The following is a 16,770-nucleotide window of genomic DNA, read 5'->3' as shown; positions in this document are numbered from 1 at the left end:
GGCTGTCAGTCCTCGATGACGCGGTCGAGCCGGATCGGCAGCTCCCGGTGGCGTTTGCCGGTGGCGTGCCAGACGGCGTTCGCGATGGCCGCGGCGACGGCCACCGTGCCGATCTCGCCCGGCCCCTTCATCCCGAGCGGGTCGTCGGGCTCGTGGTCCTCGACGAAGTCGGCGTCGATGAACGGCACGTCCGCGTTCGCCGCGAAGTGGTAGCCGGCGAAGTCCGCGTTCACCTGCCTGCCGCTGACCTCGTCGCGCACGACCTCCTCCTGCAGCGCGATGGACAGGCCCATGACCATGCCGCCGGTGAGCTGGCTGCGGACCATCAGCGGGTTCACCACGCGCCCGACCGCGAACCGCCCGACCAGCCTGCGCACCCGCACCTCTCCGGTGGCGGGGTCGACGGCCACCTCGGCGAACACGGCGCTGTAGGAGTGCCGTTCACGGTGCGGCCGCGACATGATCTCCTCGGTGGTGTCGGAAGTGACGGACACCGGCAGCGCGGGCCCCGGCTCGAGCTGCTCGAGCAGCTCCCTCGCCGCCGCGACGATCGCCCAGCCCCACGAGGTCGTGCCCAGCGATCCACCGGCCTGCCACGCCGGGCCGATGGCACTGTCGCCGATCCTCAGCCGGATCCTGTCCCAGCCGACGCGGAGCGCGTCGGCGGCGATCGCCTGCAACGCCGTGCGCGCGCCCGTGCCGATGTCGATCGCCGCGATGGCCACGGTGAACGTGCCGTCCTGCTCGGCGGTGATCGTCGCCGACGACGGGAAGGCGGTGGTGAGGAACGACGTGCCGGCCATGCCGGTACCGATCAGCAGGTGGCCTTCCCCACGACGGCGCGGCCGGTGGTCCCGGCCGGTCCACCCGAACCGGCGCGCGCCCTCGGACAGGCAGAGCTGGAAGTTCCGGCTGGTGAACGGCAGGCCGGACACCGGCCCGACCTCCGGTTCGTTGCGTCGCCGCAGTTCCAGCGGGTCCATGTCCAGCCGCTCCGCCAGCTCGTCCATCGCGGACTCCAGCGCGAAGGACCCCGGCGCGGTCCCGGGCGCGCGCACCGAGGCGACCGGCAGGATGTTCAGCGGCACCACGTTGAGCCTGGTGCGGATCGCGTTGGCGGCGTAGAGGGTCTTGGCGATCTCCACGCAGTTCTCGATGAACTCGGACCTGCCGGAGATCTCGAAGGCGGCCTCGTGGCCGATCGCCCGCAGCCTGCCGTCGCGGTCGGCGCCCAGCCGCACGCGCTGGTCGGTGCGCGGGCGCGCGGACGTCGCCAGGAACACCTCCTCCCTCGTCAAGGTGACGCGCACCGGGCGGTGGAAGAGCATGGTGGCCATTGTCGCGAGGATCAGTTGCGGACCGAGCCCTGTCTTCGACCCGAAGCCGCCGCCGACCTGCTCGGCCTGGACGCGAACGTCGGACAGCGGCTTGCCGAACAGCGTCGCGAGCTGCGCCGCGATGCCGTACGGCGCCTGGTTCGAGTCGATCGCGCGCAGCACAGCGCCTTCCAGCCAGGCCGTCGCCACGTGCGGTTCCATCGCACAGGCGTGCTGGGCGGGCGTGGTGTAGCTCTCGTCCACCACCACCGCGGACGCGGCCAGCTCGGCGTCCAGATCGCCCTTGTCCGCGTCCGGGCCGAACGCGGGCAGTGCGGGCCGCGCCGCCGGGTGACCCGCGGAGAACGCGATGTCGTGCGGCTCTTCCGCGTAGGACACGCGCAGCCGCTCGGCCCCGGCACGGGCCTGCTCGTGGGTCTCCGCCACGACGAGCGCGACCGGCCAGCCACCGTGGGTGATCCGGTCGTCCTGCAGCAGCTGCAACTGGCCGTCCGGACCGAAGAAGGGCGAGCCGGCCCTCGGGTCGACCCGCGGCGCGTTGCGGTGGTCGATCACACCGATCACACCGGGTGACGCGAGTGTCGCGCTGATGTCGACGGCTGCGACACGACCGCCGGCGATCGTCGCGGTGACAACCGCGCCGTGAGCGAGCCGGTCGATCGGGATGTCGCCGGCGTAGCGCGCCTTGCCGCTCACCTTGTCGCGGCCTTCGACCCTGGTGCGCGGCGTGCCGATCGCGGGCGCGGACGACTCGGAAATCTCGGCACCCGTGCTGTCGAGCACCTGGTGGTGTGGGTTCACCTTGTCGCTCCCATCCGGTCAGTGGAGGATCTCGGTCAGTACGGACTGGATGAGGTTGCGTGCCAGCCTGAGCTTGTACTCGTTGTGCGGCAGCGGTTCTGCCGCACCGAGCTCCGCCTCGGCCGCGGCGCGGAACCGCTCGGGGGTGGCCGGTCCACCGTGCAGTTCCTCCTCGGCGATCCTCGCTCGCCACGGGTGCGAGGCGACGCCGCCCAGCGCGATGCGCACCTCGCGCACCTGGCCCGAGCGCACGACGAGATCGGCGGCGACGGACAGGGTGGCGAAGGCGTAGGACGAGCGTTCGCGGACCTTGCGGTACCGCGACCGTTCTCCCGCGGCGACGCCGGGAAGCGTCACGGAGGTGATCAGGGCGCCGTCGGGGAGCGTCGTCTCCAGGTGCGGCGTGTCGCCGACCGGGCGGTAGAACCGCGAGAGCGGGATCTCCCCTTCGCCGTCCAGCGTCTCGTGGTGCACGACCGCGTCGAACAGCATCATCGCCACCGCCATGTCCGACGGGCTCGTGGCGACGCAGGCCGGTGACGCGCCGAGGACGGCGTGGTTGTGGTGCACGCCGGCCAGTGCGGCGCAGCCACTGCCGGGCACCCGCTTGTTGCACGCCGACGACAGGTCGGCGAAATACGCACACCTGGTGCGCTGCAACAGGTTTCCCGCTACCGTCGCCATGTTGCGCAGCTGCCCGGACGCGCCGGCCAGCACCGCCTGGGACAGTGCCGGGTAGCGGCGCCGGATCTCGGGATGAGCGGCGACGTCGCTGTTCGTCGTCGTCGCACCGATCACCAGGTCACCGTTGCGGGCCTCGTGGACCCCCGCGAGCGGCAGGGCGCGCACGTCGACCAGGCGATCGGGTACCTCGACACCGCGCTTCATCAGGTCGACGAGGTTCGTGCCGCCCGCCAGGAACCGGGTGTTCCCCTGTCCCACCGCGGAGGCCAGCGCATCGTGGACCGTGGTCGCGCGGCTGTAGGCGAACTCCTTCACCTGTTCACCTCTTCACGTTCGGCGGCCTCGAGAACGGCGCGCACGATCGACGGGTAAGCGCCGCAGCGGCACAGGTTCCCGCTCATCCGCTCGCGCACCTCATCGGCGTCGAGGGGGCGGTGCGGCTGGTCAGGTGAGAGGTCGGGGGTAACGGCGCTCGGCCATCCCGCCGCGTGCTCGGCCAGCACCCCGACGGCCGAGCACAGTTGCCCGGGAGTGCAGAACCCGCACTGGAGCCCGTCGAGCCGCACGAACGCCTCCTGGACCGGCCGCAGCTCGTCGTTCACGGCGAGCCCTTCGACCGTGGTGACCTCAGCCCCCTCCGCGGCGACCGCGAGCGTCAGGCACGACACCACGCGCCTGCCGTTCACCAGCACCGTGCACGCACCGCACTGGCCGAAGTCACACCCCTTCTTCGGACCGGTGTGCCGCGTGTCCTCCCGCAACGCGTCAAGCAGCGTTCGGCGGTTGTCCACGGTGAACCGGTGCGTGGTTCCGTTGACGTGCAGCGATATCTCACTTCGAGCGTCGTTCGCCATCGCGCTCTTCCCTTCTTCTGGCCCGATCAGGACAACAGGCGAGGCCCGAGAGGAGCCTGATGTCCGCGAACTCTCGCCCGGGACACGCTGGATCCGGCCGCGCCGAGATCGCCGCGGCTGCGGCACCCGTTCGACCCGACGAGCAGCAGCGCGGCGTCGTAGACCAAGAGGACGTCCGGAGGCGCACCGGCCCCTCATCACCTCACGCGCCCGTCGTTGCCTGCCGGTCACCAGCCGGCCGCGGACCGTCTTCAGGTGCCTCTGCCCGGGGAGGCTATAGCGAGTCCCCCGCGGCAGGGTCCGTCAGCGGAGGACTCGGGCAGGATCGAGCAAGAAGTCGCGAGTTCTGGTCAACCGTCGCGAGAAGTGCCGGATGTGCCGGTTCGGACGTTCGCGCCCAGGCGGACCGCGTCCCGGCGCGGCGGGTCCCCGAACTGCCGGCGGTACTCGCGGCTGAACTGGGCAGGGCTCTCGTAGCCGACCTGACGGCTGATCCCGGCGATGTCGCCGGGATTCGCGGCGAGCAGCAGCCTGGCCTGCTGCAGGCGGATCTGCTTCTGGTACTGGATGGGGCTCATCGAGGTGACGGCCTGGAAGTTGCGGTGGAACGCGGAGACGCTCATGCCCGCCCTCTGCGCCACCTCCTCGACGCGGAAGGTCAGCGCGTGGTTGTCGCGGATCCACTGGACGGCCCTGGCGATGTGGCTGAGATTGCTGTCGGGCAGGCCGAACTGCCGCAGGACGTTGCGCTGCTCACCGGTGAGCAGCCGCCAGATGATCTCCCGCTTGATCATGGGCGCGAGCACGGGGATGTCCCGGGGCTGGTCGAGCAGCCGCAGAAGACGGACGACGGCATCGAGCAGCTCGGCGGAGGCGGTGCTGACCGCCAGCCCGGCCGGCGCACCGGCCGGGGGTCCCGGCAGTTCCCCGGCGTCCGCGGCCAGCAGCACCTCGGCGACGGCGGACGGCCGCAGGTCCAGGCCGAAGCCGAGCGCGGGCTCCCCCGGGCTGGCTCGGATGAACTGCGCGGTCACCGGTAGGTCGACCGAGGCGATGACGTAGTCCCCGGCGCGGTACTCGTACAGGCGGTTGCCCAGCGCGAACCGCTTGGTGCCCTGGGCGACGAGGGCCAGCACCTTGCCGTAGGTGGTCGGCGTTGGCGGGCTGGGCCGATCGGCGCGGAAGATGCGCACGGCATCGATGTCCGTGCTCAGATCGGGGCGAGCATGCCGGGTCAGCAAGGCACGCAACTCGTCGAGGGGCATGGTCGTCATTGAAGCAGCACACAGCCCCATGAACCCGGGGAGCGACAGGGGCGGGGTTCAGCGGAGACGGGCTGAACCCCGCAGGACCATCACGACCGGGATCTTCCCCACCGTGGGCTTTCCGGTCGACGAGGCAGCCGGCCTGCGGTCCCCGGGCGGGACTTCACCCCGGATGTTGGACACGGGGTTATGCGGCGGGGGGCAACGTAACCGGTGTCGAAGTGAGGCTGTTCTCGTGGTCGATCGGGGATGTCCGGCCGAGGTGGGAGTGGCGGCGTCGGGTGTTGCAGCGGTGCGCCCAGCCGAACACCGCCAGGCGTGCTTCCCTTGCGCTGTCCCAATTCCGGGCACCTTGGAGGGTTTCGCGTTCGAAGGAGGCGTTGAGGCTTTCGGCGGCGGCGTTGTCAGTTGAGCTGCCCACCGCGCCCGTGGACCGGGTCACCCCGGCGGCGCGGCAGGCGTCGGCGGAGGATTTGGCTCCGTACTGGGTGGATTCAACCGGGGAGAGGCGTTCCGCCAGTATCGGCCCCGCCGACCGCAACGCGTCCAGACCACCCTCACGCCAGGACCGGCGCCACTTCTCCACCTGCCGCACACCCACCCGCGGCTCCGCGGCGCACGAATTCAACCTTCGCAATGCCGATGAGAGGGCGGGTGGGCGGCTGTCCGAGTCGTAGACCGGTTCCCGGCCGAGAACTCCGTCATGTTCCCCCTGCGGTCGGCCCGCCGGCCCGCACGAACCGGGTGCCCCATTCGAGCAGGTGCGCGGTGAACTCAGGTGGCCCGAGCACCTCGAAGTCTGCGCCGACGTTGCCCAGCGCCTGTGTCGGCCAGTCCAGACTGGCCGAGATCATGGTGAGGTGGCAGCGGTCCTCCCCCGCGGGCTCGACCGTCCCCCACTGGCCGACCACCTGCCGTACTCGCGCCTCGGGTGCGTGGACCAGGACCCGGACCGTGTGGGCAGCGGGAGCGCCGACGCTGGTGTGCACGAAGGCCGCCGCGTCCTCTGCCGGCAGCTTGCGCGGCAGGAACCGTGCCCCGGTCGGGTAGGGGTCGGTCAGCCGGTCCAGGCGGAAGCTGCGCCAGTCGTGCCGGGTCAGGTCGTAGGCGACCAGGTACCAGTGTCCGCCCTGCGCGACCAGCCGGTGCGGCTCGACATCGCGTTCGGTCGGCGCGGCACCTCGTGCCGCGTAACCGAACCGGAGACGTTCCTCGTCCCGGCATGCCCGGGCGACTGCGGTGAGGATGCCGGCCGCGACGATTGGTCCGGCCGAGGCCGGCGAGACGGTCATGGCGCGCAACGCGTCCACTCGTGCGCGCAGCCCGGGTGGCAGGACCTGCACGACCTTGGTGAGCGCCCTGACTGCGGCTTCCCCGATGCCGCCGATCCCGCTCTGCGCGGCATCGCCCATGCCGACCGCGAGCGCGACCGCCTCCTCGTCGTCCAGTACCAGCGGCGGCAGGACGGCGCCCGGCGCCAGCTGGTACCCGCCGTCGGTGCCCCGGGAGGCTTGGACGGGGTACCCCAGGTCGCGCAGCCGGTCGATGTCGCGGCGCAGGGTGCGCTCGGAAACGTCGAGCCGGTCGGCCAGTTCAGGTCCTGCCCAGTGCCGGTGGGTCTGCAAGAGCGACAGCAATCGCAGGGCGCGGGAGCTGGTGTTCGCCATGGCTTCCAGCTTGCCAGGACTTCAGGACAAGAAGTGACCGGAAGCCCGTCTAGCGTTCTTCCCGAAAGCCGAATCGACCGATGGGGAGAACGATGATCACCCGCGAGATCCAGTTGACCAGCCACGTCACCGGCGTTCCCGGCCTGGAGCACTTCACCGTCGCCGAGGCGGACATCGACGGCGAGGTGCTGGTGCGCACGGAGCAGGTGGGGCTGGCCGCCACCTACCTGGAGCTGATGCGCGCCGACTGCCACCTCCCCGTGCCGGCGTGGCAGCCGGGTCAGCGGGTGGGCGTGGCCGCGATCGGCACCGTCGTCCGCTCAGCCGGCGACGAGCTCCAAGTGGGCGACCTGGTCCAGTCGATGACGGGCTGGAGCGAGTACTCCGTCGGTCCCGCCCGGTCCTACGTCAAACTCGACCGCGACGCGTTCCCCAATCCCGGCTTCCACCTCGGTCAGGGCCCGACCGCCTTCTACGGCATGGCCGACATCGCGGAGGTGGGCACGGGAGATGTCGTGTTCGTGTCCGGCGCGGCGGGCGGTGTCGGTTCGCTGGCCGGCCAGATCGCCAAGCAGCTCGGCGCCGCGCGGGTGATCGGCAGCGCGGGCACCGCGGCGAAGGTCGACTACCTGGTCAACGACCTGGGCTTCGACGCCGCGTTCGACTACCACGACGATCCCGCCGCGCGGCTGGAGGAACTGGCACCCGAGGGCATCAGCGTGTTCTTCGACGTCGTCGGCGGCGCGCAGTACGACGCCGCGCTCCAGGCGGCACGGCCGGGCGCGCGGTTCGCGCTGTGCGGCTCGCTGTCCAGCCAGCTCGGCGACGCCGCCGAGCGGTTCCCGCAACCGGACCGCACCGAAGCGGGAGCCAGGGGCGTCGTGCTGTCGCCGTTCTCCTGCCACCACACGCCAGAGCAGGTCTCGGCCTGGCAGAAGCACTTCAGCGCCTGGCTGGACCAGGGACGATTCGTTTACCCGCAGACTGTGGTCGAGGGCTCGATCACCGACGTGCCACAGGCGTTCCTGGCCTTGCTCCAGGGCGCCTACCGCGGCAACGTCTCGGTGCGTTTGGCGTGAGCACGCCGGGCTCACCACCCTGCTGGGGGATCAGCGAGTCGTGCGATCGACCCTGTTGCGCAGCACTCAGCACCTCACCCGGGCCGACGACTTCGGGTCTGCTGCACGGATTGGTGACATCTGAGTTGGCTTGCCGTGATGGTGAGCTGGGAGGATGTCGCTGTGCCCAAGCCCTGCCCCCGGGAGTTCCGCGACGATGTCGTGCGGGTCGCCCGTGACCGTGAGCCCGGCGTGACCGTCGAACGGATCGCCAAGGACTTCGGGGTCCACCCGATGACCCGGGAAAAGGCTCTACCCGCTCGTGAACGAGCTCGCCGCCGACGGGACCCCCGTCTCGGTGACGTGCCGGGTACTCGACATCGCTCGACAGCCGTACTACCGATGGCGTGCCCGGCCGGTCACCGGGACAGAACGGGTCGACCATGCCCGCCCGGTACTTCGGGACCCGCTGGATGCGCTCCGGTGTGGCCGCGCGGGCGTAGCGCTTGACCGTGTTCATCGCCAATCCCAGGCGGCGCGAGCAGTCCGGCAGCCCGACCCCGGCCTCGCGCAGGGCATGGATCTGCCGCCGCCGATCGAGGGTGGTCTCGGCGAGCTTTCCCCGGCGCAGTCCCGTGGCCGAGGCCCGGCACGCGCTGTGGGCCGCGACCTCCCTGCCCGCGGCGTCGCACAGGCCGTGCCACAGATACCACCGGTCGGCGACCTGGACCGCGTGCGGCAGCGCGTCGCGCACGGCCTGCGCGTAGGCGGTGGAGCCGTCCCGGCACACCACCTCGACCCCCGGACGCGCCCGCAACCACCCGGCCACCACACCGGCGCCGCGTCCGGGCGGCACGTCGATCCAGGCACCGGTCTCGGCGTCGATCACCACGGTGACGTAGTCGTGACACCGACGCAGGGCGAAATCATCGATCCCCAATACCCGAGGCACCGCGCACCTGCTCATCGAGCCGGACGGTGCGTCGCCGGTACCGCCCGATCAGGCCCGGTACCTGCTCCCGGAACGTCCGACGCACGTACCCGGTGACAGGGCAACGCATCCGACGTATCCGCAACCTCACCAGCACCCGACGGCCATCGACCGGCACATTCGCGGGAATCCGCTCGCGGAGGGCATGAACCCGGGATGTCGGCGTCCCGCACGAAGGACACGGCACCTCATCGCCCCTGGTCGACGTCCGCACCACGATCACATCGCCGACGTCCTCGACATCCTCGACCGACAGCGCCGAAAGCCCTGAGAGCACCGCACCGACCAGCATCACCGCTTGAGCCATGAACGATCATGACAACCCTCGACGCCCGCCACGGCCCGGGCCCACCGCGTCACCACCGGAGGAAGTGTGCCAGAGCCGATCTCGCAACAGTCCCGATCTCACCGGTTCAGCAGGCCTGCCACGCGGGCGCGGACCTCCGGCAGGTGGGGGTGGAAGGCGTTGCCGGGGCACTCGGTGGCCAGCCAGTCGCGGTGGCCGGAGATGGTGTCCACGGTCGCCGTGGCACCGTTGACCGGGTTGACGTAGTCGGTCCGCCCCAGCGGGTCCAGGCCGCAGGCCATCGACAGCAGCGCCAGCACCTTGACCAAGGCGTCACCAGCGGCCCGGGTCGGCTCGCCGGAAGTGAAGTCGCCGAGCAGGCACACGCCGACGTTGCCCGCGTTGAACCCGCCGACGTGGGCGGCGTTGGACATCTGCGGCACGCCGTTCGGCAGGTCGGGACCGAACACCGGAACACCGTCGACACCCGAGTGCCGCCCTTCGTACACCCGACCGGCCGGGTCGATCAGCAGGTGGTAGCCGATGTCGCCGAACTCCTGGGTGATGGTGTGGTCGTGGTAGATCGCCCGCACGTCGGCGGCCGGGTCCGGGCCGACCTGGAGCGCCGTGTGGTGCACGGTCAACGTCTGCACCGGGAAGTAGGCGAGCGGGTAGCGCTCGGAGCCGTCCTCGGCGAAGCGCAGCGACTCGTTCGCGCCCCACGCGGCTCGCGACAGGTAGGTCCCGTGGAACCGCCGGCCGCGCAGCGACGTCCCCGCGGACCAAGGCGCCAGTCGGCCCAGGGCACGCCCCGCGACGGTGTTGAGCTCCGAGACCGATCCGGCCTCGGTCATGTCGAGTTCGTACTCCAGCGCACCCTCCGGAACGCGGACGAACGCGGTCCTCGACGCCTCGCTGCGGCCGCTGGGGCAGCTCGCGATCGAGCGCCACTCCCCCCACCCCGACGCGGTGCGCACCCGGAACCTGCTGTTCGCCGAACTGACGCTCAGGTGGGTGGGTGCCACCCCGCCGGTGGCGGCGCGGTGGCGGCCCGCGGCGAGCGACCTCGTGCGGTCGAGGGTTTCCGGCAGGACCTTCCCCGGCTGCGCGGTCGCGATCGCCGGTCCTGCCGCCAGGGTCACCGCCGCCGCGCCGAGCGCTCCTTTGAACACCGAACGGCGTGAGATCGAAGTCATGTCGTTCCTCCACTGCTTCCCGTTGTGCGGGGGCAATCCGGTCCCGCCGCTGGTCCGTCCTCGGTGGACGGACCGACTCCTGGATTACACGGCCGCACGTCCTCCGATCAACGCCGATCGCCCGGGACCGCCGGAACGCGGCCCCTTCGGGCACCGAACACGACTCCGGAACACGCGGAAACCACCGGGAAACGACGGTGCCGCTACGGCACGACGCATCCCGCCGGGATGTCGCACCCGTCCGCACCGCGTTCGGTCCGCGGTTATGCCGCGGAAACGTCCTCGTCCCTAACGTTCGCACGGTCGGTGATCGAGTGACCACGAGAGGTGTTGACGTTGGGACGACGAAGTTCGATGCAGGTGGTGGCAGCCGCGGTGGTGGCGGTCGGGGCGGTCGGGGCGGTCGTCACGCCCGTCACCGCGGCGGCGGAAGGGGACACCCGGACAGCGGGGGTCGGCCACCAGCACGTGCGGTGGCAGGCGTGCGACCTGGCGCCACCCCCCTACTACACGCAGGAGCAGTGGGACGCGCTGTTCACGGGGATCGACTGCGGCGAGATCACCGTGCCGGTGGACTACCGCAGTCCCCGCGGCGGAACGATGGAGATCACGGTGACGCGCCGCAAGGCGTCGAAGCCCGCCGAGCGCCGGGGGGTGCTGCTGCTCAACCCCGGCGGGCCCGGCCAGGAGGGCGTGACGATGCCCAAGACGTTCGAGGACCAGGCGATCGCGGACGTCTACGACCTGATCGGCTTCTCGCCGCGGGGTGTCGTGTACTCCGGCGAATTGTCGTGCGACACGCCGACCGCCGTCACGGAGGACAGCCGCCCGCCGGACGAGCTGTTCGCCGCCATCACCGAGGACGCCCGCAGGCTGGAGCAGGGGTGCGCGGCGGCCGGCGGGGAGGTGCGCGAGCACATCAGCACGGCGAACACCGCCCGGGACATGGACGTGCTGCGGGCGGCACTGGGCGAGCGGAAGATCAGCTACCTGGGGTTCTCCTACGGCACCTACCTCGGGGCGGTCTACGGCAGCCTGTTCCCGCACCGGCTGGACCGCAGCGTGCTGGACTCCTCGATGCACCCCGACTGGCTCTACTACGAGGCGACCAAGCAGCAGGCCGTCGGCGCGACCCGCAACGTCGAGGCGTTGGCGGCCTGGGCCGCCGAGCGTGACGGGACCTTCGGGCTCGGGAAGACCCCGGAGGAGGTCCTGCGGCGGTTCGACGCCCTGCGCGGTCGACTCCAGGAGAACCCGGTCCACCTGCCGGACGACCCGCCGGGTATCGAGCCCATCGACGGCACCGTCTTCGACATCATCATCGGCACCAGCGCCACCTACCGCCCGCTGTGGACCGAGATGGCGGAGCTGGTGCGGCTGCTCGATTCGCTGGCCGACGGCGCGCCCGTGACACCGGAGGCCGCCGAGGCGCTGGCGCTGCTGGTCGATCACTCGGAGACCGTCCTGCGACCGGGGAGCTACCAGGCGGTCACCTGCGAGGCCGACTGGCCGACCGACCTGAACGTCTACTACGAGCAGATGCGGATCTTCCGCGAGAAGTACCCGTACACGGCGGGCGCGATGGCCGCGGCTCCGAGCAACTGCACGTTCCGGTCGTTCACTCCGCCGGAGAAGCTGGTCGACCTCAAGCGCCGCGGTTACCCGCGCGGCCTCGTCGTGCAGGCCGAGGCGGATCCGATCACGCCGTACGAGGGCGGGGTGGCGATGGCCGCGGAGCTGGACGACCGCCTGGTCACCGTGACCGACGAAGGCGGTCACGGCCTGTACAGCCGCAACGCGTGCGTGACGGCGCTGGTCGATGCCTACCTCGTCCGCGGCACCGTGCCGGCGAGGGGAACGACGTGCGCCGGCCGCCCCAGGCCCGACGTCCCGGCCGACGGCGACGCCACCGCCGCGGCCCCGCGCGCCCCGGCCGCCGACCCCCTGGCGGACCGCATCCGCACGGTGCTCGACGCGTACGGGCCACTGCGGCCCTGACGGACGCCGCCCGCTCCGCGGACCGCCCCGGGGAGCGGGCGGCGTCGGCTCGCGGCGTCGGCTCCGGCAGCGGAAACGCGGTGGAAACACCCCACTGCCTATCCTGGACCGATGCGCGTGTTGCTGGCCGAGGACGAGGTGGAGTTGGCAGGCCTGGTGGCGATGGGTCTGCGCAAGCACGGGTTGGTGGTGGACGTGGTGCACGACGGGTTGGCCGCCGACGAACGGCTGACCTACCACGACTACGACGTCCTCGTGCTCGACCGCGACCTGCCGGGCAGGCACGGCGACGAGGTGTGCGCCGCCCTGGTCGCGCGGGGCGGGCGCACGAAGGTCCTGATGCTCACCGCCGCCGGTTCGCTGGAGGACCGGGTGGACGGTCTGCAACTGGGCGCGGACGACTACCTGGTCAAGCCCTTCGAGTACCCGGAACTGGTGGCGCGGGTCCACGCGCTGTGCCGACGCAGCCAACCTGCGCTGCCGCCGGTCCTGGAACGCAGGGGCGTGCGGCTCGACGTCGCCGACCGGACCGTCACCCGCGACGGCCGCCCCGTGGACCTCTCGCCCAAGGAGTTCACCGTGCTGGCCGTGCTGCTGCGCGCGCAGGGAGCCGTGCTCAGCCCGGAGCGGCTGCTCGAACTCGCCTGGGACGAGCACGCCGACCCGTTCACCAACGCGGTGCGCGTGGCGATGTCCAAGCTGCGCGCCAAGCTGGGCGACCCACCGGTGATCGAGACCGTGCCCGGCGCCGGCTACCGCCTCTGAGGGACGACGACGTGCGGATCACCATCCGGGTCAAGCTCACCCTGCTCTACGGCGGCCTCATCCTGGTCAGCGGCGCCCTGCTGCTCACCGCCGTGTACCTGGTCATGGACCAGCAGCTCGAACCGCAGCTGGCACAAGCGGTCCGGGGCACCCCCGCCGCACCGGTCGAGGGTATCCAGGTCTACTCGCGCGACAGCGACCAGGTCGTCGAGGTCGCCAGCACGACCGCCCTCGACACGCTGTTCGTCGTGTCGGCCCTGTGCCTGCTCGGCATCGCCGCGCTGTCGCTGCTGGGCGGCTGGTGGCTGTCCGGCCGCGTGCTCCGCCCGCTGCACACCATCACCGCCACCGCCCGGCGGCTCTCGGCCGGCACCCTGCACGAACGGCTCTCCCTCGGCGGACCGCGCGACGAGCTGATCGAGCTCGCCGACACCATCGACAGGATGCTCGACCGCCTCGAATCCGCTTTCCGGAGCCAGCGCCGCTTCGTCGCCCACGCCTCCCACGAGCTGCGCACCCCGCTCGCGCTGCAACGCGCGGCGCTCCAGATCGGCCTCGACGACAACCCGGACCCCGACGTGGTCAGGACCCGGGACCACCTGCTGACCACCAACCGCCGCATCGAGCGCATCATCGACGGCCTGCTGCTCCTGGCACGCAGCGACCGCGGCCTGGAGCACCGGGAACCGGTGGACCTGCGCGAGGTCGTCACCGAGGTCGTCGACCAGCACCGCGACCTCGCCGCGGAACACCGGGTCGAACTCGACGTCGAGGCGACGGACGCCGCCGTATTGGGCGACCGCGTCCTGCTCGTCCAGCTCACCGCCAACCTGGTGGCCAACGCCATCCGCCACAACGCGCCCGGCGGCACCGCGTGGGTGCGCACCGACGACCACGGCCGACTCAGCGTGGCCAACACCGGCCGCCACCTCCCCGAGGACCAGCTCCCCCGGCTGTTCGAACCGTTCCACACCACCGGCACCGGCGCCGGTCTCGGCCTGTCCATCGTGGACTCGATCGCGCGGGCGCACGACGGCGTGGTCACCGCCACTTCCCGCCCCGGCGGTGGCCTGCGGATCGAGGTCGTGCTACCGACCGGCTCGTGACCGGGGAGCGACGGGGTGCGCCCCGTCGGGGATCGGGAGGATGTCGCGCAGTGAGGTGAGGACCGTCTTGTCCGGGTCTACCTGCGCCGCGACCGGGGTCGCGGCGACCGGTGCGAGCGGCGGCAGGTCGGAGTCCGCGTAGTCGACGTCCACGTCGACCGACACCTCGTCGCCGCCGATCTCGCGGGTGATCCACGGGCCGGACTCGACGAGCTGCTTGAGCGTCTTGACGTGCAGGCCGTTGATCCGCTCCAGGTACCACTCGTCGGCGGGCATCGACCCCATCCGGCCGGTCAGCCGCGCCTTGATGTCCTTGACGCGCCCGAACAGCACCCCGGTCAGCGCGGCCCGGTCGAACGGGCCCTCCAGGCCGTCGCGCAACCGGTCCTCGATCAGCCTCGGCATCCCGTCGTCGTCGGGCATGACCATCGTGGTCCACGCCCGCGACTTCTCCCGGTACTGGAGCTGCTGCATCAGGCCCTCGTGCGCGGAGAAGTCCGACGACCGGAACTGGCGGCCCTGCCACTTCGAACGCAGCGTGCCCGCCAGCGACAGGGCGCTCTTGACGCCGGTGTTCAGGCCGCGACCGGGCCAGAAGTGCAGCGAGTTCGCCGCGTCGCCGATCAGGAACCCGAACGTCCCCGGACCGAGCTGCGCGGTGAAGCGGGCGTTCTGCGTCATGGACAGGTTGAACATGGTGATGCCCAGGATGTCGCGCGGCGCGGCCCCGAACAGGCGCGCGCCGTCGAGGATGCGCGGCCACAGGAACGACAGGCGGTCCACCGAGGGCTTGAAGATCGCCCGGTGCCGGTCGCACACGAACCGGTCCCCGCGCGGCAGCATCATGCAGCGGTACGTGCGGATGCAGTCCACCGGCGCGTTCTCGCCGATCGCGACGATCTCCGAGGCTTCCTCGGCGGTCAGCCGCATGTTGATGAACCCGCCGCCGAGCGAGTTGAACAGGTACCGGTTCTGCCCCACGGTCAGCGGCACGGTGTGCTCGTCGGGGAAGTTGCCCTTCACCCGGATGCCCAGCACCGTCTCCACCAGCTGTTCGCCGTCGACCGAGTAGAAGTTGCGGTCCGGCGTGCCGAAGTGGTCCTTGAGCGCGGCGCGGGTGGGCGAGTTCGCGCCGTCCGCGACGACCAGGATGTGCGTGTCGCCGAACGTCTTGGGCACCTCGTAGCGGCCCGGCACCAGCTCGATGCCGTACAGGTCCTGCGCCATCTCCAGCAGGGCGTCCTCGACCCAGCGGATCTTGATGTTGCGCGGCCGGCCCTTGCCCTCCGGGGAGTCCGGGCCCAGCGGCCACATCTCGGCGAACCGGCCGTCCACGAACAGGCGCTTCCGCACCTGGTGCGGCAGGGTCGACCACACGTTGCTCTGGAGCGTGACGACCTGCTCGCGCCGGAAGTTGCCCTCGGCCTGGCCCAGCCACACGACCTTGTTGCCCTGGCGCTTCCACCGCCGGTCGTGGATGCGGATCACGACCTGGTCGCCCATCATCGCCCGCAGCGTGCAGGCGAAGGACAGCCCGACCGGGCCGCCGCCCACCACGTCCACCCGGAGCGGCTCGCGCCCGCTGGGCAGCGGGTCGAGCTTCTTGAACAGACCGGTCGCCCAGTCGGCGGCCGGCGCGGCCTGCCGCCCATCGACCTGCCCGGACAAGCGGACCACCTCGGTCGTGTCGGCGACGACGCCGCGGTTTGCTCCGGTCATGGGTGGACGGCCTCCGTGTCGGTGGTGGAACGCACGCGCGGCGTCATCATGGCGCGCGTCGCGAACGGCACTTCGGCAATCCCCCGCAAGAGTGCCTGAACGGGAACGCCGACTTCCCGTGCCGACCTCGGGGCGGGCTTCCGCGGTGGTCGGTGACCGCATCGGATCGACGAGTCGCGTTCCCCGTCGGACGGCTCCCGGCGCGATCACGTCGCAGCGGTGCCCGCGGGACCGTCGAGCTCGCCCCGCGAGCGGCCTCCGGATGTCTCAGGTGGGGTCTGCCCGTTCGGGACCCGCCCGTTCGGGGTCTGTTCGGGTCGCACGGGCCGCTTGGCCGTTTCGAGCGCTTCGGTGTACCCGGGCAGTTCGTGCGGCGTCCGCCGCAGGTGTCCCCCGGTGACCTGTTCCTCGAACACCGCGTCCGCGGCGAGACGCAGGAACAACTCACCGGCGAAGGCGCCGGGAGCGGCTCACGTGGACCGGTGCCCGTCGTGACACCTCACACGCCGCTGCGGCGGTCACGTGGGTGATCGCGTGGAGCACCGCCCTCGCCGAGGGCAGCACCCCGCGGTCCAGTTCGGGCGAAACGACCCAGGCGCCCGCGTCGTCGGGCCGCGGCAGCACCAGTCGTGCCGAAGCCCGCAACTGGGCGACCCCCAGCGGCATGTCGGACCGAACGAGCACCAGGTCGTCGGCATCGCACAGGAACGCCACGCGCCCGTGGCCGGTGCGCAGGGCCGGGCCGCCGGTCCCGATCGACCTCAACCGCCCGAGAACCCGGGGCGCGAGGTGAGCGGGTACTTCGAACGCGGTGAGCCCCGCGGTGAGGGACAGCTGCACATCCCCGTCCACGACCTCGACCGGCCAGCCCAGGCGGGTGCGGTACCAGACGGCGCACTGCGTCTTCCGGGGCGGGGCCGAGTCCGCCACCGTCGACGCCGTACCGGCACGCTGTGGGTGAAGGACCACGTCTACCGCCTTCCGGGTTTCCTGCGCCAAGCACACCACGCGATCGGTGGCGTGATGCGGTGGCGGGCCGGGCG

14 protein-coding genes and 3 pseudogenes are annotated in these 16,770 nt (G+C 71.5%); 5 read left to right on the top strand and 12 right to left on the bottom strand.

Annotation, left to right across the window (positions count from 1 at the left end; translation table 11 throughout):
* Nucleotides 1-5: 5 nt before the first annotated feature.
* From ACRAKJ_RS12780 to ACRAKJ_RS12750, 7 genes and pseudogenes are all read right to left on the bottom strand, one after another.
* Nucleotides 6-2,138, bottom strand: a complete 2,133-nt coding sequence (locus ACRAKJ_RS12780; protein WP_438923535.1) for a molybdopterin cofactor-binding domain-containing protein — start codon at nt 2,136-2,138, stop codon at nt 6-8.
* 18 nt (nt 2,139-2,156) lie between these two features.
* Complete coding sequence (locus tag ACRAKJ_RS12775; RefSeq protein ID WP_438923536.1) at nt 2,157-3,137, bottom strand: FAD binding domain-containing protein; 981 nt, start codon at nt 3,135-3,137, stop codon at nt 2,157-2,159.
* Nucleotides 3,134-3,676: a 2Fe-2S iron-sulfur cluster-binding protein gene (locus ACRAKJ_RS12770; protein WP_438923546.1), complete on the bottom strand. Its 543-nt coding sequence runs from the start codon at nt 3,674-3,676 to the stop codon at nt 3,134-3,136. The genes ACRAKJ_RS12775 and ACRAKJ_RS12770 overlap by 4 nt, the downstream gene beginning before the upstream one ends.
* Before the next feature lie 350 nt (nt 3,677-4,026).
* A complete protein-coding gene (locus tag ACRAKJ_RS12765; RefSeq protein ID WP_438923537.1) occupies nt 4,027-4,950 on the bottom strand; it encodes an AraC family transcriptional regulator N-terminal domain-containing protein in 924 nt (307 codons plus the stop codon).
* A gap of 178 nt (nt 4,951-5,128) precedes the next feature.
* Nucleotides 5,129-5,383, bottom strand: a complete 255-nt coding sequence (locus ACRAKJ_RS12760; protein ID WP_438923547.1) for an integrase core domain-containing protein — start codon at nt 5,381-5,383, stop codon at nt 5,129-5,131.
* Between the two features lie 51 nt (nt 5,384-5,434).
* Nucleotides 5,435-5,563, bottom strand: a pseudogene (locus tag ACRAKJ_RS12755) (IS630 family transposase); the annotation flags it as partial.
* A 79-nt stretch (nt 5,564-5,642) separates the two neighbouring features.
* Complete coding sequence (locus tag ACRAKJ_RS12750) at nt 5,643-6,608, bottom strand: WYL domain-containing protein (protein ID WP_438923538.1); 966 nt, start codon at nt 6,606-6,608, stop codon at nt 5,643-5,645.
* Nucleotides 6,609-6,700: 92 nt separating this feature from the next.
* On the opposite strand from ACRAKJ_RS12750, the gene ACRAKJ_RS12745 reads away from it, so the two are divergent.
* Both ACRAKJ_RS12745 and ACRAKJ_RS12740 read left to right on the top strand, forming a co-directional pair.
* Nucleotides 6,701-7,687, top strand: coding sequence for a zinc-binding dehydrogenase (locus ACRAKJ_RS12745; protein ID WP_438923539.1), 987 nt, complete (start codon nt 6,701-6,703; stop codon nt 7,685-7,687).
* A gap of 283 nt (nt 7,688-7,970) precedes the next feature.
* Nucleotides 7,971-8,090: pseudogene (locus tag ACRAKJ_RS12740) on the top strand (IS3 family transposase); the annotation flags it as partial.
* A gap of 339 nt (nt 8,091-8,429) precedes the next feature.
* Here ACRAKJ_RS12740 and ACRAKJ_RS12735 read toward each other — a convergent pair.
* The 3 genes and pseudogenes from ACRAKJ_RS12735 to ACRAKJ_RS12725 form a co-directional block, all read right to left on the bottom strand.
* Nucleotides 8,430-8,633: pseudogene (locus ACRAKJ_RS12735) on the bottom strand (transposase); the annotation flags it as partial.
* Entirely contained in the window at nt 8,593-8,964 is a 372-nt protein-coding gene (locus tag ACRAKJ_RS12730; RefSeq protein WP_438923540.1) for a transposase family protein, read from the bottom strand. The pseudogene ACRAKJ_RS12735 and the gene ACRAKJ_RS12730, both read right to left, overlap by 41 nt.
* Nucleotides 8,965-9,062: 98 nt before the next feature.
* Complete coding sequence (locus ACRAKJ_RS12725; RefSeq protein ID WP_438923541.1) at nt 9,063-10,139, bottom strand: N-acetylmuramoyl-L-alanine amidase; 1,077 nt, start codon at nt 10,137-10,139, stop codon at nt 9,063-9,065.
* Nucleotides 10,140-10,493: 354 nt separating this feature from the next.
* Here ACRAKJ_RS12725 and ACRAKJ_RS12720 point away from each other — a divergent pair, with 354 nt between their 5' ends.
* The 3 genes from ACRAKJ_RS12720 to ACRAKJ_RS12710 all read left to right on the top strand — a co-directional run bounded on the left by ACRAKJ_RS12720 (nt 10,494) and on the right by ACRAKJ_RS12710 (nt 14,008).
* The gene (locus ACRAKJ_RS12720) at nt 10,494-12,137 is read left to right on the top strand and encodes an alpha/beta fold hydrolase (protein WP_438923542.1); all 1,644 of its coding nucleotides are present in this window, start codon (nt 10,494-10,496) and stop codon (nt 12,135-12,137) included.
* 111 nt (nt 12,138-12,248) lie between these two features.
* Nucleotides 12,249-12,902, top strand: coding sequence for a response regulator (locus ACRAKJ_RS12715; RefSeq protein ID WP_438923543.1), 654 nt, complete (start codon nt 12,249-12,251; stop codon nt 12,900-12,902).
* A gap of 11 nt (nt 12,903-12,913) precedes the next feature.
* A complete protein-coding gene (locus tag ACRAKJ_RS12710) occupies nt 12,914-14,008 on the top strand; it encodes an ATP-binding protein (protein ID WP_438923544.1) in 1,095 nt (364 codons plus the stop codon).
* Here ACRAKJ_RS12710 and ACRAKJ_RS12705 read toward each other — a convergent pair.
* Together ACRAKJ_RS12705 and ACRAKJ_RS12700 are read right to left on the bottom strand one after the other, a co-directional pair.
* The gene (locus ACRAKJ_RS12705; RefSeq protein ID WP_447008944.1) at nt 13,991-15,727 is read right to left on the bottom strand and encodes a hypothetical protein; all 1,737 of its coding nucleotides are present in this window, start codon (nt 15,725-15,727) and stop codon (nt 13,991-13,993) included. The two genes, ACRAKJ_RS12710 and ACRAKJ_RS12705, sit on opposite strands and share 18 nt — an antisense overlap.
* 444 nt (nt 15,728-16,171) lie before the next feature.
* Nucleotides 16,172-16,657 (bottom strand): hypothetical protein, encoded by a 486-nt coding sequence (locus tag ACRAKJ_RS12700; RefSeq protein WP_438921710.1) that lies wholly within the window; start codon nt 16,655-16,657, stop codon nt 16,172-16,174.
* Nucleotides 16,658-16,770 lie beyond the last annotated feature (113 nt).

The organism is Saccharothrix sp. DSM 118769, assembly GCF_052936295.1.
Note: the sequence above shows the minus strand (reverse complement) of the source record. Positions and strands in the feature narration are given on the sequence as shown.